The sequence below is a fragment of the Mesorhizobium sp. WSM4871 genome, assembly GCF_055811295.1.
In genome coordinates this window covers 164,149-186,197 of record NZ_JBVVPU010000009.1, presented here as the reverse complement: position 1 = coordinate 186,197, position 22,049 = coordinate 164,149, and the positions used below count along the sequence as shown (strand labels likewise).

The following is a 22,049-nucleotide window of genomic DNA, read 5'->3' as shown; positions in this document are numbered from 1 at the left end:
GATTGGCGTTTGCCACTATTCTCGCAACCAGGTGCCGTGTCAACGAGCATGGGTTTTTTATCTATAAGAGACCGACTTGCCCTTGCCGTTCGCGTTGGTTAGCTTCACGGCAATTAAAGGGCCGGTGGGTCCAAAAACCAAGGGGAGAGAATGGCTCAAGTCGCGATCAGCAATGTGGCCAAGGCGTTCGGAACCGTCAAGGTCCTGCACGATGTCAGCGTCGACATTCCCGACGGACAGTTCGTGGTGCTGGTTGGCCCTTCCGGATGCGGCAAGTCCACCTTGCTCAGGATGGTCGCGGGGCTGGAGACCATCTCCGGCGGCACGATCGCCATCGGCGAGCGTGTCGTCAACCATCTGCCGCCGGCCAAGCGCGACATCGCCATGGTGTTCCAGAATTACGCGCTTTATCCGCACAAGACGGTCGAGCAGAACATGGCCTTCGCGCTCAAGCTGCGCAAAACCGATCCGGCCGTGGTCACTGAACGGGTCAAGCGCGCCGCCGACATCCTCGACCTCAATCCCTATCTGAAACGCTATCCGCGCCAGCTTTCGGGCGGGCAGCGCCAGCGCGTCGCCATGGGCCGCGCCATCGTGCGCAATCCGCAGGTGTTCCTGTTCGACGAGCCGCTCTCCAATCTCGACGCCAAGCTGCGCGTCCAGATGCGCACCGAGATCAAGGAACTGCACCAGCGGCTGAAGACCACCACCATCTATGTCACCCACGACCAGATCGAGGCCATGACGATGGCCGACAAGATCGTGGTGATGCGCGACGGCCGCATCGAACAGGTGGGCGCGCCGCTGGAGCTGTTCGACCGGCCAGCCAATCTGTTCGTTGCCGGCTTCATAGGCTCGCCATCGATGAATCTGCTCAAGGGCGTGGTGCGCAAAGGCGACAAGCCCATCGTCGAAATATCAGGAACGCCGTTCCCGATATCAGCGAAAAGCACCGTCGAGGACGGGCGCAATGTCGTCTACGGCGTGCGGCCCGAACATCTCGAGATCCACCCGGACGGTGTGCCCGCCAAGATTTCGGTGGTCGAGCCGACCGGTTCCGAGACTTTGGTCTTCCTGCGCTTCGGCGAAGGCGAGATGGTGGCGCTGTTTCGCGAGCGCCACGACTTCAAGCCGGGCGACACGCTTCACCTCAAGCCCCGGCTTGACCAGGTCCATCTCTTCGATGCAGAGACCGGCCGCCGTATCTGACCTCATACAAAAGCCCGTTCGGGAGGACTGCCATGCTCAAAGGGATCAACCCGCTGCTCAATGCCGACGTGCTCCAGGCGCTGAGGGCGATGGGACATGGCGACGATTTGATCATCGTCGACACCAATTTCCCGTCCGATTCGACCGCGCGCCAGACGGTGCTCGGCAAGCTGCTGCGCATCGACGCGCCGGCGGCCGAGGTGGTCAAGGCGGTGCTGTCGCTCTATCCGCTCGACACATTCGTCGACGATGCGGCCGCCCGCATGGAGATCGTCGGCAAGCCGGACGAGATTCCTCCCGTGCAGAAGGAAGTGCAAAGGGAGATCGACGCCGCGGAAGGCAAGGCCTGGCCGATGATCCCGGTCGAGCGCTACGCCTTCTACGAGCGCGCCAAGCAGGCCTACTGCGTCATCCAGACCGGCGAGCGCCGCTTCTATGGCTGCTTCGCCTTCCGCAAGGGTGTTGTGCCGCCGGACGCGGAGTAGGCCAATGGCGTCCGGCAAGCCCGTCGTCATATTGGGAGTCTTTGTCGCCGATACCGCCTATCGCGCTGCCCGGCAGCCGCGCATGGGCGAGACGATCCTTGGCACGTCCTTCACGCTCGGCCCCGGCGGCAAGGGCTCGAACCAGGCGGTCGCTGCAGGCCGGCTCGGCGCCGACATTACCTTCCTCACGCGCCTCGGCGTCGATCCCTTTGCCGAAATGGCGAGGCGGACCTGGGCGCAGGCCGGCGTCAAAAGCGCCGTCATCGACACGCCGGAGAGCTACACCGGTGCAGCCTACATCTTCGTCGAGGAGACGAGCGGCAACAATGCCATCATCGTCAGCCCGGGTGCCGCCATGCTGATTTCGCCTGCCGATATCGAGGCCCATGCCGGCCTGATCGGATCGGCTGGCGTCTTCGTCACTCAGCTCGAACAGCCGATCGAGGCGGCACTGCGGGCGCTGGAGTTCGCGCGCGGGGCGGGGGTGACGACCATCCTCAACCCGGCGCCTGCCGCAAGCCTGCCCGAGCGCATCTATACACTCTGCGATTACATCACGCCGAACGAGACCGAAGCCGAGGAACTGACCGGCATCAAGGTTTCCACCATCGGCGATGCCCGCCGCGCCGCCGACAGCCTGCTCGGCAAGGGCGTCGGCGCGGTGATCATCACGCTTGGCGAAAAAGGCGCGCTGCTGCATGACGCCAGCCGTTCCGACCATGTTCCCGTGGTCAATGCCGGCCCGGTGGTCGAGACGACGGGCGCGGGCGACGCCTTCAATGGCGGCCTGGCGGCAGCGCTCGCCAAAGGCGTGGAGCCGCTGCAGGCGGTCCGCTTCGCTTGCACCGTCGCCGGCATTTCAGTGACGCGGCCCGGCACCGCGCCGTCAATGCCGTCACTGCAGGAGGTCGAGGCGTTGCTCGCCGATTAGCACTGTCGCACCGGATGAGGCGATCTAGCCGCGAGCGTTGGACAATTCCCGGACCTCTGCCCGCAGCGCCTGTATCTCCGCGAGAATGTTGGCCTGATCGCTATGCAGCGTTGCCCTGTCGGCCGACTCCACCGCTTCGTGCTCGGCCTCCATTGCAGAAACGATCACGCCGATGAACAGATTGAGCACGGTGAACGAGGTCGCGATGATGAACGGGATGAAGAACAGCCAGGCGGTCGGATAGACCTCCATGACCGGGCGCACCACGCCGTCCGACCAGCCCTCGAGGGTCATGACCTGGAACAGCGTGAACAGCGATTGCGGTATGCCGCCGAACAGTTCGGGAAAGGACGAGCCGTAGAGCTTCGTCGCCATCACCGCAAAGACGTAGAACACCAGCCCGAGCAACAGCATGATCGAGCCCATGCCGGGCAGGGCGGTGATGAAGCCGGTGACGACACGGCGCAGCGACGGAACGATGCTGATCAGGCGCAGGACCCGCAGGATGCGCAGCGCCCGCAGCACCGAGAGCGAACCGGTCGCGGGGATAAGCGCGAAACCGACGACGAAGAGATCGAAGATGCGCCAGGGATCGCGAAAGAACTGCGTCCTGTAGACCACCAGCCGGGCTGCGAGTTCGAGCACGAAGACGCCGAGGATCGCGCGGTCGATGGCCGTCAGAAGCGGACCAAAGGCAGCAATCGCGTCGGGCGAGGTTTCGAAGCCGAGCGTGACGGCATTGATCAGGATCAGGACCATGATCGCAAGGTCGAAGCGGCGCGATTCGATGAGCGATTTCAGGGCATCCAAGGCTTTTTCTCCGGCAGGGTATTGGACCCAAAGTGGGAACCGGGTCTGGGAAAATCCAATGTCTAAACAAAAAAATCGCCGGCGGTCCGGTTCGACCTCAAACTCGTTCGCCCGCTGCTCCGGAGCACATAAGGCCGGCTTGCGACACAACGAATACAAAAAGTCGATCTCTCAGAAAACTGAAAGTCGAAACTTTTTGTATAAAGGAAACCTTGGCCATTCAAAAGAATGGCGCGAGTGACGGGGCTCGAACCCGCGACCTCCGGCGTGACAGGCCGGCACTCTAACCAACTGAGCTACACCCGCGCATTTAACGAGCACGTGTCAGCCGTGTTCGTCGTTGGGGCGGTGGATAAGGGGTAAGCCAGCGGGTGTCAAGCGGAGCGCGGCAGCATAACAGCAAACAGGAGAAGGTTTTTTGACAGGGCGAACTTTGTCGCCCAGACCGGCCTGCAGTTGGCCCATTGCCCGTTCATTTGGCCTTGCGAAGCCGGTGCTGACCGCTTAATGGTCCGCGCCGGAGCGGGCGATTAGCTCAGTTGGTAGAGCGCTTCGTTTACACCGAAGATGTCGGCGGTTCGAGCCCGTCATCGCCCACCACTCCAATCGCCATCGCCAGGAGCCGTTTCGCCTCGTTTGCCTGTGCGAGCGTTCAAGCTTCCTGGTCCGCGACCAGTGCGTCAAGAAAAGCCAGATAGGCAGCCGGCAACTTGTGATGTCTGGCGCCGTCCCGAATGTGCTTGAGGTAAGCCGTATTCGGCACAAACGCCCCAGCCTGCCGTTCGGCGAAATAGGTCTGCATTTCGGTTGCCACGCCGTTCACGGTCACTGTTACGGGGAGCCTGGTATAGCTGTTCAGGGTCCTGGCTCGACCGGGTTGGTAGCCTTCCTTCTGGTCGAGCAGAGCGAGGTCGACGGCAGTCAAACGATAGACAGCGCCCCAGACTTCAGCCCCTTCCATGAGTTCCACCGATGATACGCCGCAATTTCGGTTCACGGACATCCTGGGGAAACAAAGGGCATGGCCTGGCAAATGACCCGTGCCCACGACTTCGGCGCCGGGACAACGCTCCATCATCTGTCCAAGGTCCATGTTCGATCCGTAGGCGAAATAGAGAAACGTCTCAGTCATGGGCTATACCCGCGCGGCGGATCGATCGTTTCGATATGGCGTGAGACAAGTCGTTTGGCGACGTAGACGCATTGCTTCGGCAGTTCAGGGCTCTGCAACACTTCGAAGCCGATCGCCCCGTAAAAATCAAGCGCCCCATGATTCTGCGGCATGACCTCGTCGCCGGAAATCGAGGATCACGGCGGCAGCAGCCGAAAATCCTTGCCCTCGGGCAGCAATTGCCCGCCGTCGACGACGATGGTCGTGCCGGTGATGTAGCTGGCATCGTCCGAGGCAAGGAACAGGAAGGCGTTGGCCACTTCACGGGGGCTGCCGAGCCTGCCGAGCGGGATGGAGTCTTCCATATTCTTGATATAGGCCGCGCCGCGATGCATCTGGATCGCTTCGGTGAGGATGTTGCCGGGTTCGACGCCGTTGACGGTGATGCCGTAGCCGGAGAATTCCAGCGCTGCCGAGCGGATGAAGCCGTTGATGCCGGCCTTGGTCGCGGCGTAATGGCCATGACCGGGGCTGGTGACGTGCGGGCCGGTGATGGACGAGGTGTAGAGCATGCGCCCGAAACGCTGCGCCTTCATCGGCACGAGCGCGGCACGGGTGGCATTGAAGGTGCCGCGCAGATTGACGGCCATGACCCGGTCCCAGTCGTCCGTGCTGGTGTTCTCGATGAGCTGCCAGGGGTAGATGCCGGCATTCTGGACCAGGATGTCGAGCCGGCCGTGACGGTCCAGCGCCAGCGCCACGGCGGCTTCCGCATCGGCCATCTGTGAGATGTCGGTGCGGATGAAGGCGGCGCCGACTTCGCCCGCGGCGGCTTGTCCCGCCTCGATCTCGGTATCGGCCAGCACCAGCCTGGCGCCTTCCTCGGCAAAACGCAGGGCGGTGGCCTTGCCGATGCCGCTCGCCGCGCCGATCACCAGCGCCACCTTTCCGTCAAGTCGCCCGTTCATGCCAGCCCCCCTCTCATGCCAGCCCCCGTCTCATGCAAGTCTTTGCCGGATCGTCTGCTTGAAAGCGTCGAGCAGCACGGCGGCAAGCACCAGCAGGCCGTGGATCACCTGGGTGAAATTGGCGGGCAGGCCCATCAGGTTGATCGCCGTGTTGATGGCCGACAGCAAAAGCACGCCGGCATAGACGCCGGGCAGGGTGCCGACGCCGCCTTTCAGGCTGACGCCGCCGATCACGACGGCGGCAAAGGCATTGAACAGCAGGCCGACGCCGAGATTGGCGGTGGCGCCGGAGGTGCGGATCGCCAGCAGCCAGCCGGCAAGGCCGGCGATGGCGCCGGCGAGGATGAACGCAATAACCAGGTTGCGGTTGACGCGGATGCCTGCACGGAAGGTCGCGGTCTCATTGCCGCCGATCATGACGAGGTGCCTGCCGAACGGCGTCTTGGCCATGATCAGCGAAAAGACGACGAAGCACGAAATGGCGATCCACGCCGTGAGCGGCAGGCCAAGCAGGCGCTGGATGCCGAACCAGCGGATCGCCGGCGCCAGATCCTGCGCCGAACGGCCGCCCGAAATGACCAGCACGAGGCCGCGCACCCAGATGTAGGACGCCAGGGTGATGATGAAGGCGCTCATCTTCACCTTCACGACGAGATAGCCGTTGAAGGCGCCGATAATCCCGCCGACGATCAGAGCTATGAGCAGCGACACCGGAACCATCAGCCATTCGGGATGCAGTTGAATGCCGAGGCCGATACCCGCCGAGCAGAACACGATGCCGACCGCCATGGCGCTGAGCGCAGCGACCGATTCGACCGACAGGTCCATGTGCCCGGCGATGATGACCAGCGCCAGGCCGATCGACATCACGCCAAGCACGCTCGACGCCTCGATGATGTTGGCGAATATACCGAGCTGGAAATAGTTCGGAATGAAGATGGAGAAGACCACCAGCACGAAGACCAGCATGAACCAGACGAGATTGTCGAGGATGAACTCGAGGACTTGGCGTGTGCGGGGATTCATGGGGCCGATCCGGTTGGCGCTCGGGTTCAAGGTGATGCAATGTCCCACGCCCGTCCTGACGGACGCGCGGCGCTTTGGAGGGCGCTCCGGGCCGTGAGGCCCGGAGCGCTACGAAGTTGTTATTCGACCGGCTTCACCGTATCCGATGGCGGCTTCAGATTGCCCCAGAAGGCCGGATTGTCGACGTTTTCCTTGGTGATGGCGGCGCCCGGGATCTTGATGTTGGGTCCCCAGGCTTCCTTGGTCACGGTCGACTTCAGGCCGAGCACTTCATACTCTCCCGGCTTGATCTCCTGCTTGTTGACGATCTTGTCCATGAACATGGCGACCGCCGCGGCCTGCGCGTAGAGCGGCTGCTCGACTTCGACGTTGAGCCAGCCCTTGCGGATCAGGTCGAGGCCGACCGGAGCGCCGTTCGAGCTCATCAGCATGACGTCGCCCGGCTTCTTGCCGGCGGCCTCGAGCGAGGCGACGGCGGCGACCGATAGATGCGCGGCGTGGCTGAAGATCAGGTCGATATCCGGGTTGGCCAGCATCTGGTCGGCGACGATGGTGCCGGCGTTGCTCGCCTCCCACTGCATGGCGGGAACCGAGATGATCTTGACGTCCGGGAACGCCTTCATCTTCTCCTCGAAACCCTTCTGGATGTCGAGCGTGTAGGGGTCGCCGGGATCGCCGAGCACCTGCAGGATTTTCCCCTTCACCGAGCCGTTCTTGGCGGTCAGCAGTTTCACGGCCTGGTCGGCGGCGACGTAGCCGATTTCGACGGTTCCGGCCACCGAGGTGAAGTCGGAAGGGGTGGAGGTGATCTGGCGGTCGAATTCGACCACCGGGATGCCGGCGGCGCGGGCGGCTTCGATGGACGGTTTCAACGCATTGAAATCGACGGCGGCGAGAATGATCGCCGACGGCTTCAGCGCGATGACGTCGTTCATCTGCGACTGCTGGGCGTCGGTCTTGTTGTCGGCGTTCAGCGTCTTCATCTCATAGCCGGTCTGCTTCAGGAAGAGTTCCAGCGCGCTCACCGAGCCGGTCTGGAACTCATCGAGCAGTGTCGGCACCATGTAGTAGACGGTACCCTTGGACTGGGCGAATGCCGGCATGAGCGTGGCAAAGGCCAGTGCCAGGATACCGAAGACGGAAAGAAGTATTTTCTTCATGTCGTTCGCTCCTCTTGCGCCGGACCCCTCATTCGTCCCTCAGCCAGCCGGTCCGGCACCGGCAAGCGTCTCACCGGTGATCATGTTGATCACCGCGTCGGGACTTGTTTTATTGCGTGCGACATCGCCCGCCACGACGCCTTGCCGGATCACCACGATCCGGTCGGCGACCTGGAAGGCCTGTTGCATGATATGGGTGATGATGACGACGCCGATGCCTTGGCTCGCCACCTGGCGGATCATGTCGAGGCCGCGCCGCGTCTGCTCGACGCCAAGTGCCGCGAATGGCTCGTCGAGAAGCACGAGCTTGCCGCCAAAATGCACGAAGCGGTTGAGTTCGATGGCTTGCCGCTGGCCGCCCGAAAGATGTTCGACATTGGTGCGCAGCGAAGGGATGCGGGTGCCGGCGCTGGCCAGCGCCTTTTGCACGACCTGCTCCATGGCGCGTTCGTCGAGCACGGGAACGCCGAAAATCTTCCTGGTGATCTCGCGGCCCATGAAGAAATTGGCCACCACATCGACATTGGTGCAAAGCGACAGGTCCTGGTAGACGGTTTCGATCCCCGCGGCCTTGGCCTCGGCGGGAGATTTGGCCAGGAATTCCCGTCCCTCGAACAGCATGCGGCCGGAGGTCGGCTCCAGCCCGCCGGCGATGATCTTGACCAGTGTCGACTTGCCGGCGCCGTTGTCGCCCAGAAGCGCCACCACCTCACCCTTGCCGATTGAGAAGCTGATGCCTTTCAGCGCTTCGATTGCGCCATAGTTCTTGGCGACGTTGTCGAGCACCAGCAGGGGTTCGCTCATCAGGCCGCCATCCCCTTGCCTTGCAGGAGGTCCCGTCCGCGCTCGCGCTCGGCGGTGAACATCTGGCCGAAGCGTGGCGAGAGCACCCCCGAAACGGCAAGCGCGGCGGCGCCGCGCAACACCGCATGTTGTCCGCCGCGCCCGACGACGATGCGTGGGCTGGTGCGGTCCCTTCGGGCCGAGACCGAGTTGGGGAGCTGCGTCGCCGAGCCGGCCAGTCGCTCGAGCAAATCGGTGGACGCAAGTCCGCCCAGGATGACGGTTTCGGGATCGAACAGGTTCTCGACGACGGCGATGGCGGTGCGGAAGACCGGGCCGACATCGGCGACCCAGTCGGCGTCGCTGCCGGCCCAGCGTCCCCGCGCTTCGAGCGAAAGATAGCGTTCGAGGCAGCCACGGTTGCCGCAGGGACAGGCCTCGCCGCCCGGGACGACAGGAATGTGGCCGATCTCGCCGGCATTTCCCCAGGCGCCGCGCAATGCGCTTCCGTCATGCACCATGACGCCGCCCAGACCGACGCCGAAATAGAGATAGTAGTATTCGGAATATCCCGTCCCGAGGCCATAGAGGCGCTCGCCCATTGCCGCGGCGACCATGTCTGTCTCGAAAAAGGCCGGCAATCCCGTCGACTCCGCCAGCCGTTCCCGGAGCGATACGTCCTTCCACCCGGCCATCGTCGTTGGCCCGACAAAGCTCATGGATTCCACCCCGAAAGGGCCGGGCAATGCCATGCCGATGCCAAGAACACGGCCGCCGGGGCGCAAGCCGGTCAAATCGTTCACCATCGCCCCGATCAGGTCGAAGGCAAGATCGGGCGTGGCATTCGGCGCTTCACGGTGCACGCTCTCGATCACGTCGCCGCTGAGGTTGGTCAGGGCCGCGTCGATCCCAAGGGGGGTGATGTGGATGCCGACGGCATAGCCGCCTTCCGGATTGATCCTGAGTGTGGCCGGAGGCAGGCCGCGTCCCCGCGGCTCCTCGCGCACGGACAGGACATAGCCGTGCTCCTCCAGTTCGCGAACGATGGTTGAAACCGTCTGGACGGTGAGCCCGACCCGCCTCGCTATATCGCCGCGGGCAATGGGGCCAAGAAGGCGGATGGATTCCAGTACGATGCGCCTGTTGTAAGGCCGCCCGAATTCCTGATTGGTCCCCCGCAGTGCCATGCCTTGCGTCCCTTAGGAGAGCACAGGTTCGCACCAAAGATTTATTCAGTCAAATGGAATTCAAAAATAAGATGACTGTTGCTCGTGCCGGCGCTTCGAGCCGTCGGCAACCTGCCTCCGACACTAAATCGGTCGCTCGCGGTCTTTACAAAAGGCGGGGCCTACGGGGAGCGGCGACTTCGCACGCACGCCTGAGATCCGCGCGGATATTGTCGGTGTTCAACAGATCGACCGCTTCCGGATAGCCCTCGGTGACCAGCATGGCGACGATTTCCGCGGCGCGGTCATGGGCGCCGCTCTCGGCCAGTAGATATGCCCGCTGATAGATGTGATCGGCTCTGCGTGCTGCCATCATTCCAGCCTCATCAGTTAGTTGGTGATGGCCAACAACGTACGAGGGAGAACTTTGTTCCATACAACTTTTGGGCGATGATTTCCTGCTCGAACGTGAATCGCGTTTCAGCGATCGTTCAGAGGTACTGCGCGACCTTCTTGCCGACCTTCAGGAAGCGCAAGGGGTCGATCGCCTCGCCATTGTGGCGGACCTCGTAATGCAGATGCGGGCCGGTCGAGCGGCCGCTGCTGCCGGTCTTGCCGATGACGTCGCCGGCATCGAGCTTCTGGCCGACCTTCACGTCGATTTCGCTGAGATGGCCATAGCGGGTCGCAAAGCCTTGGCCGTGGTCGACCTCGACCATGCGGCCATAGCCACCGTTCCAGCCGGCCTTGACGACAACGCCCGGTGCGGTGACCTTGGCGGGCATGCCGAGCGGCGCCCGGAAATCCATGCCTGAATGGAGCGCCGCCGTGCCAAGGATCGGATCGGTGCGCACGCCGAACGGGCTGGTGACGGAACGGCCGGGGGCGGGGTTGGCGAGCGGCAGGCGGCGCGCCTCCTTCTTGAGGTGGTCGAGCGCGTCGAGCGCTTCGTCGAGCTCCTTGACCTTGCTGTCGAACATCATCGAGCTGTCGACCGGGATCAGCGGCCCGCCGACGTCGCGTTCTTCGCCGAAATCGCTGTCGACCGGCAGGCCGGCCGCGGCGAGCGCCTGCGAAATCGCATCGGCGTTCTTGTAGGCGTTATCGGCAAGCGTGGCGATGCGGGTGAGCTGCTGGTTTTCGATGGCCTTGAGCGACTGGTTGATCGAAACGAAGAGCTTGTCGGCACGGTCGGCAGCGGTGCCGCTGGGCAGCGGATCGGAGCGGGTTGACCAGAGGGAGAACGGCCTGCTGTCGGCGGTGTCCAAGCTGGCACCAAGGCTGGCAACCGTATAGGCCTGTGGCTGGGCAACGGTGGCGTCGGCCCGTTGGTCAGGCTTTGCGGCTGCCGCGCTGCTTGCCGCGGGCGGCATTCCGACTTCGCTCTCGGCGCGGTCGAGGATCGGTCCGAGGCGGCCATGGCGCTGGCTGAGCTGACTCTGGCGTTGCAGCAGCTCGCTCACCTTGGTTTCCATGAGCTGCTGGTCGAGAAGCTGACGGCTGGTGATCCGGTCGACCTGGGCGCGCAGCGCCGAGATGCGATCCTCGTAAGCCTGCTGCATGCGCGCCTGCCGTGCGGTGGTGGCGCCGATCAGGTCGTCGCGCAGCACAAGGTAGGAGGTCGCCAGCAGGTAGCCTATGACGATGGCTGCCAGCGCGGAGCCGCAAAATGCGGCTAACCATGGCCGTATGGTGAAGTGCCTTATTTCGTCGCCTCGGGCGATGATAACCGTATGGGGCTCCTTGCGCCTGCCGAAGACCGCTGACTGACCGGTTACGTTCACGGGACCAAGCTTTCGTTACGACACCAACGACGAGCCTCATTACACATCATTAAGGTTAACGGTCGGTTGCTTCGGCGCTACCGTTTGCAATTCATGGGTGCAGTCAAATTGGATAGGATGTCAGGTGCAGGTCCGCGTCGCGGCAGGCTTAAATGCAAGGCCACCGCGTTACATCAAAGCGCGCGCACCGCTTCCAGCACTGCCTCGGCATGGCCCTTGACCCGGACTTGCCGCCAGATTTTGGCGATCCGTCCATCGCGGCCGATCAGGAAGGTGGCGCGCTCGACACCCATATATTTGCGGCCATACATCGTCTTCTCGACCCACAGATGGTAGGCTTCGATCACCTTGCGCTCCTCATCGGCGACCAGATCGACGGTCAGATCGTATTTTGACTTGAACTTGTCGTGCTTCTTGACGCTGTCCGGCGACAGGCCGATCACGACGGCGCCGGCCTTCTCGAACTCCGGCTTCAATTGCGAAAAGCCGATCGCCTCGGTCGTGCAGCCCGTGGTGTCGTCCTGCGGATAGAAGTAGAGTACGACCGGCTTGCCCAGCAACGCCGCGAGGCTGAGCGAGCCGCCGCCGTCGCGGGGAAGGTCGAACTGAGGCGCAGGATCGCCCACTTTGAGATCAGCCATATCCATGCCCTTGTTTGTGGTTACGCGCGCAGCCTCATCGATATAATGTCGAGCGGGGATTCGTCCACGATCGAGTTCTTAGAACGGAAAATTGCGTGGATCAGGAGCAACCGCAGCACGAGAAGATCAGATTCAGGCGTGATGAGATCACCGACCTGGGAGCCTTCCCGTCCGCGTGCCGGGTGCCGCCGCTCGGCCAGGCATCGATAGGCCGTGGCGTTCGCATCCTGGCGCGGCTGTTCGCCGGCTTTGTTGCCCTTGTGCTGTTGGCCGCCGCCGCGGTGTATGTGGTCGGTGTATCGGGCATCGGATCCGAACGGTTGCGGGCGGAAGCCGAAACGGCCATCGAGAAACTGGCCGGGGTCGACGTCAATGTCGAAGCCGGGCCGGCTCGCCTCACGCTCGACGGGTCGAGTTTCATTGCGCTTCAGGTCAACAATGTCAGCCTCAAGACCGCCGACGGCAAGCCGATGGCCGATGCCGGGCGAGTCCGCTTCGGCATCAGGCTGATACCGCTGCTTTCGGGCAAGGTGCGGCTCACCAGCGCCAGGATTTCCGATGCGCGTATGGTGATGGCGGCGATGCCCTCGGGCGGCGACTGGACGGCGGCGCTGCGCAATCAGGATGGCCTCATCGATCCGGAAAAACTGTCCGAAGCGGTCTTCTCCAACATCAACCACGCACTCGACGCGGTGCGGGAGGATTCGATGCGCCGGATCGACCTCAGCAATGTCGACCTTGTGCTGCCCGAGGCCGGATCGGTCAAACTGGTCAGGATCACTGATGCCTCGGTGTCGCAGGCGGGGCCGGGCGGCATGGAGCTTTCATCCGACGCCGAGGTCGACGGCAGAACGCTCGCCATCGCCGCTTCCGCCACCCGCGACATCACGACCCGCCGAGTGACCGCGCTGGACGCCAGCGTGAAGATGGCGGAAGCCGCCGTGGCGGCAGGCGCATCAGGCGGGAAGCTGGGCGCGGTCGCCCTGAAGCTGGCGGGATCGCAAGGCGGCGGCGAGAATGCATCGCGGTTGACGGCCTCATTGGCGCTCACCGGGTCCGTGCTCGATCTCGGCCCGCGCGGCTTGCTTCCGGCCGATGTCGGCCTCGATGCCACACTTGTCGCCGGTTCGAACAAGATCCAGGTCGACAAGCTGCTGTTGAAGACCGGCCGTTCGACGTTCGATTTCGCCGGTTCGATCGGCCCCAAGCCGGCCACCGGAACAGCGGGCGAGGAACCATCCTACCGCTACGATCTGACCAGCGACGGTTCGACGCTGGCGCCCTCGGAGTCGCCCGAGCCTGCGCTCAATTTCTTTGCCCGCGTCGCCGGCGTCTACCAGCCCGAGAGCCAAAAGCTCGTCGCCGAGCAGATCGGGATCAGGTCGGGATCCGCAAGCGAGGTGCTGGGCACGGCGGCGGTGATATTTGTCGACGGCAAGGCCCCGGGCATATCCGTGGGCCTCAACATCCACGACATGCCGGTCTCGCATGTCAAGCAGCTATGGCCTTGGTTTTCAGCCCGCAACGCTCGCCTCTGGGTGCTGAAGAACCTGTTCGGCGGCCGCGTTGTCGACGCCAATCTCCAGTTCCAGGTCGTGCCGGGGCGGCTCGGCAACGGCGTTCCGCTTTCGGCGGACGAGGTGTTCGGCCGGTTCCAGATCGAGGGATCACGCTTCGATACGGCCGGCCGCATTCCACCCATCCGCGATGCCGTCGGCGTCGTCTCCTTCCACGGCAACGATGTCGACATCGCGCTGTCCTCGGGCAGCGTCTATATGGCCAGCGGCCGCACGGTGGCGGCAAGCAATGGCACGATGACGGTAAAGGGGGCCAACCGCCCGCCGGTGATCGGTGCGCTCGACATCGACGTCGCCGGCGAAGCCGCCGCGATCGCCGAACTCGCATCCTACGAACCGATCAACGCCATGCGCCATGTAGGCCTGTTGCCGGACGACCTGTCCGGCACGGTGACCGGCCACGTCAAGGCCGACATTCCGCTGCAATCCGGCGTCGATACCTCCAAACTCGATTGGCTGGTGGCGCTCGACTACAAGGACCTGTCGCTGGCCAAACCGTTCGAAGGCCAGACGGTGACGGATGCCGACGGCTCGATCACGGTCGAACCCGACAAGGCGGTCATCTCCGCCAAGGCGCTGCTGAACGGCCTTCCAGCTGAGCTCGACCTGGTCGAGCCGCTGAAAGATGGTGGGCCGCCACCTGGCCGCAAGGTGACGATGGTGCTTGACGACAAGGTGCGCGCCGCCGCCATGCCTGGCCTGTCGACGCTGCTTTCGGGAACCATCAAGGTTGCCATCGACAAGAGCGACGGCGGCAGCGAGAACGTGTCGGCCGACCTGACCAATGCCAGGCTGGACATCCCCTGGGCCGGCTGGAGCAAGGGGCCAGGCATTCCCGCCAATGTCACCTTCGCCATGACTAGGTCCGGCGATACCACGACGCTGTCCGACTTTGACTTGGGCGGAAAGAGCTTCTCGATCGAGGGCAGCGTGGTGCTGGTCAAAGGCGCACTGTCCTCGGCCCGCTTCAGCAAGGTCACCTTGAACCGCGGCGACGACGTCGCCGTTTCGGTCAAGCGATCGGGCAAGGGCTTTGCGATCGACATCAGCGGCAATGCGCTGGACGCCCGCTCGCTGATCAAGCAATTCACCTCCGATGTCGACACCGCCACCAAGACCACGGGTTCGGACGCGGTTTCCGTCAGTGCCGACGTCAATTTCCTGACTGGCTTCCACGACGAGACATTGTCGAACCTGAAGCTCGACTACAGCGCCGCCGGCTCCAGGGTGAACGGGCTTAAGGTCAGTGCCACGGCGGACTCCGGCGCCGCCATAACCATCAACAACACCACCGCCGACGGCAGGCGCGCGCTCAACATGAAGTCGGCCGATGCCGGCGCGATCCTGCGCTTCCTCAACATATACGAGCACATGGAAGGCGGGTCGATCACGCTGGCGCTGGCTGGGGCCAGCGACGGGTCGATGCGCGGCCAGGTCGATGCCCGCAACTTCTACGTGGTCAACGAGCCGAAACTCGCCTCGATCGTGTCGACCACGCCGGCCGGCGACAGCCGCAGCCTCAACGAAGCGGTCAAGGGCAATCTCGACACGTCACGTGTGCAGTTCGAGCGCGGCGCTTCCGAGATCGAAAAAGGCGCCGGCTACCTGAAGCTGGCCAATGGCGTGCTGCGCGGCCCGCGCATCGGCACCACCTTCCAGGGCACGCTCTACGACCAGGACAACAATATGGACATGACCGGCACCTTCATGCCGGTCTACGGCCTCAACCGCATCTTCGGCGAGTTGCCGCTGTTCGGCACGCTGCTCGGCAATGGCCGGGATCGCGGCCTGATCGGCGTGACCTACAGGCTCAGGGGCAATGCCAACAAGCCGAAACTGGACGTCAATCCGCTGTCGGTGATCGCACCCGGGATTTTCAGGTCGATCTTTGAGTATCGGTGAGGTCAACTCAATCGAGTTCGACCGTAAAGGACGCTCGTTTGCCCCGGCCGAATTCATGCCAATGGTCCATAGGCGACCCCTGAGGCTAACCCAACAGCAGCTTTGCGCCTCACGTCGGCCGTTGAATCAATCTTGCTGTCGCCGATAACAGACGTAGCCAGCGCGACCGCGGACATCGTAGTTGCCCGTATTGCAGAAATTTCTCGCCGCTCAGAAGCACCTTCTTTAGCGACCGAACCAAGCGCGCCCGAAGCAGCGATCTAGGGCAGAAACGAGGTCCGTTGAAATTTTGCGATTGTTCGGGCTATGATTGGGTGGTTTCTTCCCTTGGAAGAACGCTGAGAAGGCAGGTTGCGACAGTGCTTTCCAATCATTTGAGGCGAGGCTTCCTGTTCGCGTTCATGGCCGCGTTCGGCCTGCTTTGGCTCGCTGAGGCCCAAGCCGAGAGACGCGCGGCCGTTGTCGTCGGTAACGGTGACTACGCCTTCGCTCCCCTTACAAACCCCCGCAACGACGCCAAGCTTATTGCCAATACCTTGACTGAGCTCGGCTTCAATGTGCTGCTTTTCTACGACGTCAAAAAGGCTGCCACCAAGGACCTGAAGGACGCGATTGCAGCGCATCTCGTGGGTGCTGACATGGCGATATTCTACTATGCCGGCCATGCACTGCAGTTCGATCGTCAGAACCTGCTGCTGCCGGTCGACACCGCCACGTCCTCCGCCAAGAAAATCGTCGCCGATGCGATGCGGCTCAACGATCTCATCGATATCGTCAAGGACGACCCGGTTGGCGTGAAGCTTTTCATCCTCGATGCCTGCCGAAGTAACCCTGCCGCGAAGGACAAGGGGCTGGGCGAGGGGCTGGCCTACACAGAATCGGGAAGCGGCCAGGTGCTTATTGCCTTCGCGACAAGCGCTGGAGAAGTCGCCTATGATGGCACAGGCATAAACAGCCCATATTCCTCCGCCCTCGCCAACGCTTTGCAAACGCCGGACCTCGATGTCTACGACACGTTCAGGACGGTGCGAGGCGACGTCCGCCAGGCAACGGGTGGGTTTCAGATACCCTGGATCACCGGTTCGATTGAGACGAAATTTGTGTTCAAGCACGATGGCGCAGGTGTCAGCGGGGCGCCGGCGCCGGTTGAGACAAGCGGCGGCCTGACCATCGACGCGGTATTGTGGGCCTTCATCAAGGATAGCCCCAACCCGGACGATTTTAGCCGTTTCGCAAACGTCTTTCCGCAGAGCCGCTTTGCGCCAGAGGCAACGGAGAAGAGCAAGGTACAACTGGCGTCGCTTTCCCAGCGCGGCGCCTTCGTCAGCGGCCCTCTGAGATCAGCTTCAATCGAGGACGAGATCTTGGTCGTCGGTGAGAGCCAGACGGCTAGCGCCGAGTTTGTTTTCCAACAGGCAGGAGAACGCGCTGTCAGTGAAACGTTTCGTGTATGGCCATCGGTTTTGCCCGACACTCAAAAGGGCATGAAGGCGCTCGTGACGGATTGTGACCTCTATGCGGCAGATCCCAACGACCCACAGCGTTCTGTCCCAGGCGTCACCAACGGGCTGGTCAACGTTCGCGATGCGCTCAGGGCATGCGGCTTCGACCTTGCAGCCGACATCAACAACCCGCGCCTGCAGTTTCAATTCGGGCGTGTTCTGGAAATTGCCAGGCGCTACGATTGGGCTGAGCACTACTATGAGCTTGCCGGCAAGCAGCAATACAGTGCTGCGCTCATAAACATGGGCTATATGGCACGTGTCGGCATGGGGCGCGAGATCGACTACGGTCGTGCGTTCGACTTTTACGTTCGGGCGGCTGCGCTTGGCAATCTCAGGGCCAGGACCGACATCGGCTCAGCCTATATTGCCGGCCAGGGCGTGCCAAAGCTGCCGGAGGAAGGCGTTCTTTGGTATCGCTTGGCCGCATCAAGCGGCTGGGCGAATGCGATCACCGCACTCGGCGACGCATACCGCCTCGGCACCGGCGTCAAGCAAGACTTCGTCCAAGCAGCCTCGTTGTATGCAGCAGCAGCCGACACCGGCCAGATCGATGCGATGGCGAATCTGGGACAGTCTTATCTCGCGGGGGAAGGCGTGAAAAAGGACGTGCCACGAGGACTCGACCTGTTGCAGCGCGCAACCGAAATGGGCAACAGGTACGCGCCCTATTTTATGGCACAGCTATATCTGAAGGGCGACCGCAAGCTGGCTGCCGATCCTCGCCGCGCCCTGACCCTCCTTGAGCTTTCCGCAAACAGGGGAAATGAGTACGCCTATGTCCGTCTCGCGTGGGGGCATCGCGACGGTGTATTCACCGGGGGCAAGCCCAACCTGCAACGGGCTTATTTCAACGCCTCGCTCGCCGCGAGGCTGCGGGCCGATCAGGGGGAACAGGCAAAGGCAGAGATCGCTGAGAAAATAAACCGCGCAACTCGAGCAAAAATAGACACAGAAGTTGAACTATTTATCAAACAGAATGGACCGTAACATCTCACCGATATTACACGAAATTCGAAATGCTTGCGTCACTACCGATTGTCGGAAGCCATAAGCCAACATTTATAACGGCTCCCGGCAATGCCGCCGAAAAGACGATTAAATCAATATTGGGAACTGCGGCGCTTCGGCGCCGATTGGTCGGGTCGAGGCGCATTCGCCTTGGTGACCTTGGCGCACCGTCCGTCCGAGACGAAAAGGCAGCTAATGGGCCTCCCTGCAATCGTCCCGCAGCCGTTCAGCATGACTGAAGTGGAGACCAGAGCGGCAGCCGAAGCCATCCGTGACAGCAGCGATCTTGCCATTTGCGTCGCTCCTCAAGACTTGGCCGAAGTAGAACGGCCGCTGCCCAGCATCAGGAAGTTCCAACGGCACGCCAGAACAAGAAATACGCGAACTGCCTTACAGTCAAGGCCACGCGGCCGAATGCGCCGGCCTTGCAAATTGACGAAGCCGCCTACTAGACTGGTTCGAGACAGCGAACGCCAGACACGGCGCGCCGCGTAGCGTGAACGTTTGAAACGCATAAATCGTCATTGGTAGGCTAAGCATACCTAAAGTGAGCGCCAATCAATGAGAAAACTCACAGAACTTTTCCTTCGAAGGGGTAAGAAAAAGCAGGAAGTTGAAAACTCGGGGAATATTTATATATACAAATCGAAAGAAGCAATTTCGACTATTATTATAACAACTTTTGATGTAAATCCAGATCATCTCGAAGAAATCATCGTCACCACCAAGCGCAAGCTTTCGGGGAAGAACGATAGGCTCATTTATCTGACCAACAATCCGGACTTCACGATGTTCCGCCGTCACGGCGTAATTTTCGAGTATCTGCCCCCTTTAATAGAACAGCGGCTGCACGCAACCGACATGCCCTGGCAGGCTTATTTGCGGGAGCGCTGGGGGCTCCTTCTTGCAAAATGGCACCCCCGCCGTGTCCTGGCTTACGGCACGACAATCGACACTTTCCTGGAAGCGGCGCCAGCGACAACCGTCCGCAAGGCGCCGGATACTCCCAAGTCATGAAGCTGGACATTCTGTTCATCGCCGATGTCCGCTTCGAAGGCGGCACGTCCACGGCGCTCGCGGTTGAAATCCAAGCGGCCGCCCGCGCGGGTCTCAAGACCGGCTTGCTGGCAGTGAAGGGACCATTGCTGGATCATCCCTACCCAATGCATCCCGGCTTGCGGGCGTTGCTCGATGGTGGCGCTACAGAACGGATCGACCCGGAAACGAAGGTCGAGGCCGATCTTGTCCTACTCCACCACCCGACGATAATGTCCAACCGCGTCACCAGGCGGATCAGCATCCGGGCCAAACACCTGGTCATGGTTCTCCATCATCCTATGGTCGACCGGCTAGGCAAGGTGCAATATGAGCTAGCGCGCATCATCAACAATTGCCGTTGGGCGTTTGGCGTCGATGTTTTGCTCGCCCCCGTCAGCGCCATCGTTCGCGATGCTTTGCCCCGTCGTTTGCCTGCGGGCGCCGAACTCTTGCCAGAAGACTGGACCAATCTGATCGATCTCGGCGACTGGCCTCGCAGGGCAGATGGCCCACCGCATAATCCCGTGGTGATTGGCCGCCATGCCCGTCCGGACAAATTGAAATGGCCAGGCAGCGTCGCCGATGTGCTGCGCATCTACCCAGCAGATCGATCACGCTACACCGTTAGGATTTTGGGCGGCGATTCCTTCCTCGAGGAACTTTATGGCCAGCTGCCGACCAACTGGGAAATACAACCCTTTGCATGGACCGGCATCCCCGAGTTTCTCCAAGGGCTCGATTTCTATGTCTACTATCATAGCGATTCCTGGTCGGAGGCTTTTGGCCGCACCATCCTCGAAGCGCTCGCGGTAGGGCTCGTCACGATTCTCCCCACACACTTCCAGCCGTTATTCGGTGACGCAGCAGTCTATGCGGCGCCGAGCGATGTTGAGGGGGTCATCGACAAATTCATCAACGATGTAGAGGCCTACGCTCGGCAATCGGCCTTGGCCAGTGATTTCGTTTCTCGACACCATTCAGCCGACCTCTTCCAGCAACGCCTTGAGAGGTTGTTCGGCATTGCCAGACCACGAGATTCGGCAGTCGAGCGAGCGTCGATGATCCAGCCTTTGCCGATACGTCACGTGCTGTTTGCATCCACCAACGGCATCGGAATAGGGCATCTTGCACAGCAGATGGCTGTCGCACAGCGGTTGCCGGAGGGGTTGAAGCCCGTCTTTGCGACGATGTCCTACGCCATGAAAATTGCAGCCAATGAGGGTTATCACGCCCACTTCCTAACCCATCACCGCGGCATCGATGCCGCGCCCGAGGACTGGAACGACGTGCTTGCCGAGGAATTATTCGACCTGATCAGTCATCTGCGCCCTGCAGTATTTGCTTATGACGCGACAGCTGTGTTCGACGGTATCGTCGCAGCGCTGGCCATGGACCCCAACCTGTTTTCGATCTGGGTGCGCAGGCCGATGTGGAGGGAATCGCACCGACGGTTCCTGGAGATGGAGAACGCTTTTGACGCCGTGATAGAGCCGGGAGAGTTGGCGGACGAGTTCGATCACGGCCCGACCAAGGAGATGCGCAACAAGGTCTTTTTGGTCCCGCCCGTCCTGCATCTGGAACCCAACGAGCGCCTGGAGCGCACAGCCGCGCGCCTGTTCCTCGACCTGCCGGAAGGCATGATCGTCGTCGCCCTGCAACTCGGCTCAGGCAGCAATTTCGACATGCGCGGCGTCCGCAGCGGCGTTCTTAAAGCTCTGCTCGACCGTCCGGATACGCTGGTGCTAGATATCCGCTCGCCGATCCGCGCCGATCTCGCACCCGACGAGCCGGTCGGTCCGAGGCATCGGATTGTCGAGCTGTTCCCGAGTTTCCGCTATAGCCGCGCATTCGACGCCGCGGTCGTCGCGCCTGGCTACAACACTTTCCATGAGAATATCCTTGGTGCGGTCCCGACTTTGTTTGTGCCCAACGAGGCCGACGAGATGGACCTGCAACTCAACCGCGCCCGCTGGGCCGAGCTCGGCGGTTTTGGCCTATTGATGCGGCGCGACCATGGCCTCCCACATGTCGATAGCTTCGTTGAGCGGCTGCTCGACCCTACCGAGCGCGACAGCGTGGCAGCGCGCTGCAGTTCTATCATCTGGACCAACGGCGCCGACCAGATCGCGGACTTCATCGAAGACCACGCCAGGATTCTACGAACCGACTGGGACATCACCAAAGGTGCCTGACGTCGCGGCTGAGCTGAGCAAATTTCTGTTAGACTAGTCGTTTAGCCGGCCCGAACGATGACCCATCATAAACCTCGACGCATATCCGGCGGGCGAGCGTTTCCCGGGCAGATTCGCATCCAGCACCAATTGTTCGATAAAGCCTTGATTCATTTCAAATTCCACGCACTCGTCAAGCTTGTCGACAATCCATAGCCTGTATCGATCGATCTTTGGCGTTGTGCTATTTTTCCTATCATACCCGCAATCGTCCGGTGGTATATCCCGGGGCTCAGCTGGAATAAGCATAATTTTCGGCTTTGGCAAATCATAACAATGACCTTCAAAAGAATAACTTACAATTATTCCGGCCGTCATATTTTTTTGCTTCTGCTGCATTTCCGAAAATAATACGGCAGTAGAAATAACAAGCCGGCCAATTTTCATGTCTAATTCTAGTTGTGCGGAATATCCCGCGGGAATTGGAAAGGGGAAGGGCAAATGATTGGCCAGTTCCAACGGATCATCGTGATATTGCCTTTCAACTTTGGCAAACTCTGCCTTGACCTTTTGGTTTGCAGCCGTGTCCTGCGCAGCAGTGCCAGCCGAAGCCGTGACAGAGACCTCAATGCCAGATCTGGATCCAACTGGATGAGGGTTGTTTGGGAAAAAGACGCCCGAATTGCCAGGGATACCGTAGAGCCTGACCTGCGTCGCGCTGTATGCCTCGTTTGGATAGGTTAGTGTTGGCCTGTGGAAATCGCTCATGTCGTT

The 22,049-nt window shown here is 61.5% G+C and carries 19 protein-coding genes and 2 tRNA genes; 8 read left to right on the top strand and 13 right to left on the bottom strand.

The annotated features are described in order from the left end of the window. Positions 1–150: 150 nt before the first annotated feature. The 3 genes from AC0L2H_RS19825 to rbsK are packed head-to-tail and all read left to right on the top strand — an operon-like array spanning position 151 to position 2,625. A complete protein-coding gene (locus tag AC0L2H_RS19825) occupies positions 151–1,209 on the top strand; it encodes an ABC transporter ATP-binding protein (RefSeq protein WP_473591789.1) in 1,059 nt (352 codons plus the stop codon). Positions 1,210–1,241: 32 nt separating this feature from the next. Beyond that, entirely contained in the window at positions 1,242–1,694 is a 453-nt protein-coding gene (locus AC0L2H_RS19820) for an RbsD/FucU family protein (RefSeq protein WP_473591788.1), read from the top strand. 4 nt (positions 1,695–1,698) lie between these two features. After that, positions 1,699–2,625 carry a ribokinase gene (gene rbsK, locus AC0L2H_RS19815; protein ID WP_473591787.1) on the top strand — a complete coding sequence of 309 codons (927 nt, stop codon included), beginning with the start codon at positions 1,699–1,701 and terminating at the stop codon, positions 2,623–2,625. A 24-nt stretch (positions 2,626–2,649) separates the two neighbouring features. Here rbsK and AC0L2H_RS19810 read toward each other — a convergent pair whose 3' ends face one another. Continuing rightward, a complete protein-coding gene (locus AC0L2H_RS19810; RefSeq protein WP_473591786.1) occupies positions 2,650–3,435 on the bottom strand; it encodes an ion transporter in 786 nt (261 codons plus the stop codon). A 229-nt stretch (positions 3,436–3,664) separates the two neighbouring features. Continuing rightward, positions 3,665–3,741, bottom strand: a tRNA-Asp gene (locus AC0L2H_RS19805). 218 nt (positions 3,742–3,959) lie between these two features. On the opposite strand from AC0L2H_RS19805, the gene AC0L2H_RS19800 reads away from it, so the two are divergent. Beyond that, positions 3,960–4,035 (top strand) — tRNA-Val (locus AC0L2H_RS19800). A gap of 52 nt (positions 4,036–4,087) precedes the next feature. Here the strand turns inward: AC0L2H_RS19800 and AC0L2H_RS19795 are convergent. The 10 genes from AC0L2H_RS19795 to AC0L2H_RS19750 all read right to left on the bottom strand — a co-directional run bounded on the left by AC0L2H_RS19795 (position 4,088) and on the right by AC0L2H_RS19750 (position 12,074). Beyond that, positions 4,088–4,567, bottom strand: a complete 480-nt coding sequence (locus AC0L2H_RS19795) for a gamma-glutamylcyclotransferase family protein (RefSeq protein ID WP_473591785.1) — start codon at positions 4,565–4,567, stop codon at positions 4,088–4,090. Then, positions 4,564–4,719: a hypothetical protein gene (locus tag AC0L2H_RS19790; RefSeq protein ID WP_473591784.1), complete on the bottom strand. Its 156-nt coding sequence runs from the start codon at positions 4,717–4,719 to the stop codon at positions 4,564–4,566. The genes AC0L2H_RS19795 and AC0L2H_RS19790 overlap by 4 nt, the downstream gene beginning before the upstream one ends. A 24-nt stretch (positions 4,720–4,743) precedes the next feature. Beyond that, positions 4,744–5,514 carry an SDR family oxidoreductase gene (locus AC0L2H_RS19785; RefSeq protein WP_473591783.1) on the bottom strand — a complete coding sequence of 257 codons (771 nt, stop codon included), beginning with the start codon at positions 5,512–5,514 and terminating at the stop codon, positions 4,744–4,746. A 30-nt stretch (positions 5,515–5,544) separates the two neighbouring features. Further along, positions 5,545–6,540: an ABC transporter permease gene (locus AC0L2H_RS19780; protein ID WP_473591782.1), complete on the bottom strand. Its 996-nt coding sequence runs from the start codon at positions 6,538–6,540 to the stop codon at positions 5,545–5,547. Positions 6,541–6,659: 119 nt separating this feature from the next. Further along, entirely contained in the window at positions 6,660–7,700 is a 1,041-nt protein-coding gene (locus tag AC0L2H_RS19775) for a sugar ABC transporter substrate-binding protein (RefSeq protein ID WP_473591781.1), read from the bottom strand. A gap of 39 nt (positions 7,701–7,739) precedes the next feature. Beyond that, positions 7,740–8,504: an ATP-binding cassette domain-containing protein gene (locus AC0L2H_RS19770; protein WP_473591780.1), complete on the bottom strand. Its 765-nt coding sequence runs from the start codon at positions 8,502–8,504 to the stop codon at positions 7,740–7,742. Further along, on the bottom strand, positions 8,504–9,670 hold the full coding sequence (locus AC0L2H_RS19765) for an ROK family transcriptional regulator (protein WP_473591779.1): 1,167 nt from the start codon (positions 9,668–9,670) through the stop codon (positions 8,504–8,506). Before AC0L2H_RS19765 ends, AC0L2H_RS19770 begins: the two co-directional genes overlap by 1 nt. Before the next feature lie 145 nt (positions 9,671–9,815). After that, positions 9,816–10,022: a hypothetical protein gene (locus tag AC0L2H_RS19760; RefSeq protein ID WP_473591778.1), complete on the bottom strand. Its 207-nt coding sequence runs from the start codon at positions 10,020–10,022 to the stop codon at positions 9,816–9,818. A 118-nt stretch (positions 10,023–10,140) separates the two neighbouring features. Further along, positions 10,141–11,433 carry a M23 family metallopeptidase gene (locus AC0L2H_RS19755; protein ID WP_473591777.1) on the bottom strand — a complete coding sequence of 431 codons (1,293 nt, stop codon included), beginning with the start codon at positions 11,431–11,433 and terminating at the stop codon, positions 10,141–10,143. Between the two features lie 173 nt (positions 11,434–11,606). Next, on the bottom strand, positions 11,607–12,074 hold the full coding sequence (locus tag AC0L2H_RS19750; RefSeq protein ID WP_473591776.1) for a peroxiredoxin: 468 nt from the start codon (positions 12,072–12,074) through the stop codon (positions 11,607–11,609). 95 nt (positions 12,075–12,169) lie between these two features. Between AC0L2H_RS19750 and AC0L2H_RS19745 the strand changes: the two genes are divergently transcribed. From AC0L2H_RS19745 to AC0L2H_RS19730, 4 genes are all read left to right on the top strand, one after another. Further along, complete coding sequence (locus tag AC0L2H_RS19745; RefSeq protein WP_473591775.1) at positions 12,170–15,553, top strand: hypothetical protein; 3,384 nt, start codon at positions 12,170–12,172, stop codon at positions 15,551–15,553. Positions 15,554–15,954: 401 nt separating this feature from the next. After that, on the top strand, positions 15,955–18,045 hold the full coding sequence (locus tag AC0L2H_RS19740; protein WP_473591906.1) for a caspase family protein: 2,091 nt from the start codon (positions 15,955–15,957) through the stop codon (positions 18,043–18,045). A gap of 582 nt (positions 18,046–18,627) precedes the next feature. After that, positions 18,628–19,083 (top strand): hypothetical protein, encoded by a 456-nt coding sequence (locus AC0L2H_RS19735; RefSeq protein ID WP_473591774.1) that lies wholly within the window; start codon positions 18,628–18,630, stop codon positions 19,081–19,083. Beyond that, positions 19,080–21,296, top strand: coding sequence for a glycosyltransferase family protein (locus tag AC0L2H_RS19730; protein WP_473591773.1), 2,217 nt, complete (start codon positions 19,080–19,082; stop codon positions 21,294–21,296). Before AC0L2H_RS19735 ends, AC0L2H_RS19730 begins: the two co-directional genes overlap by 4 nt. 33 nt (positions 21,297–21,329) lie before the next feature. Here the strand turns inward: AC0L2H_RS19730 and AC0L2H_RS19725 are convergent, their stop codons facing one another. Next, positions 21,330–22,043: a hypothetical protein gene (locus AC0L2H_RS19725; protein ID WP_473591772.1), complete on the bottom strand. Its 714-nt coding sequence runs from the start codon at positions 22,041–22,043 to the stop codon at positions 21,330–21,332. Positions 22,044–22,049: the final 6 nt, after the last annotated feature.

Coding starts and splice junctions, on each gene's coding strand:
- AC0L2H_RS19725 (WP_473591772.1), bottom strand. CDS start 22,043: ATGAGCGATTTCCACAGGCCAACACTAACCTATCCAAACGAGGCATAC.
- AC0L2H_RS19740 (WP_473591906.1), top strand. CDS start 15,955: ATGGCCGCGTTCGGCCTGCTTTGGCTCGCTGAGGCCCAAGCCGAGAGA.
- AC0L2H_RS19780 (WP_473591782.1), bottom strand. CDS start 6,540: ATGAATCCCCGCACACGCCAAGTCCTCGAGTTCATCCTCGACAATCTC.
- AC0L2H_RS19730 (WP_473591773.1), top strand. CDS start 19,080: ATGAAGCTGGACATTCTGTTCATCGCCGATGTCCGCTTCGAAGGCGGC.
- AC0L2H_RS19735 (WP_473591774.1), top strand. CDS start 18,628: ATGAGAAAACTCACAGAACTTTTCCTTCGAAGGGGTAAGAAAAAGCAG.
- AC0L2H_RS19820 (WP_473591788.1), top strand. CDS start 1,242: ATGCTCAAAGGGATCAACCCGCTGCTCAATGCCGACGTGCTCCAGGCG.
- AC0L2H_RS19750 (WP_473591776.1), bottom strand. CDS start 12,074: ATGGCTGATCTCAAAGTGGGCGATCCTGCGCCTCAGTTCGACCTTCCC.
- rbsK (WP_473591787.1), top strand. CDS start 1,699: ATGGCGTCCGGCAAGCCCGTCGTCATATTGGGAGTCTTTGTCGCCGAT.
- AC0L2H_RS19790 (WP_473591784.1), bottom strand. CDS start 4,719: ATGCCGCAGAATCATGGGGCGCTTGATTTTTACGGGGCGATCGGCTTC.
- AC0L2H_RS19825 (WP_473591789.1), top strand. CDS start 151: ATGGCTCAAGTCGCGATCAGCAATGTGGCCAAGGCGTTCGGAACCGTC.
- AC0L2H_RS19760 (WP_473591778.1), bottom strand. CDS start 10,022: ATGGCAGCACGCAGAGCCGATCACATCTATCAGCGGGCATATCTACTG.
- AC0L2H_RS19770 (WP_473591780.1), bottom strand. CDS start 8,504: ATGAGCGAACCCCTGCTGGTGCTCGACAACGTCGCCAAGAACTATGGC.
- AC0L2H_RS19775 (WP_473591781.1), bottom strand. CDS start 7,700: ATGAAGAAAATACTTCTTTCCGTCTTCGGTATCCTGGCACTGGCCTTT.
- AC0L2H_RS19795 (WP_473591785.1), bottom strand. CDS start 4,567: ATGACTGAGACGTTTCTCTATTTCGCCTACGGATCGAACATGGACCTT.
- AC0L2H_RS19785 (WP_473591783.1), bottom strand. CDS start 5,514: ATGAACGGGCGACTTGACGGAAAGGTGGCGCTGGTGATCGGCGCGGCG.
- AC0L2H_RS19765 (WP_473591779.1), bottom strand. CDS start 9,670: ATGGCACTGCGGGGGACCAATCAGGAATTCGGGCGGCCTTACAACAGG.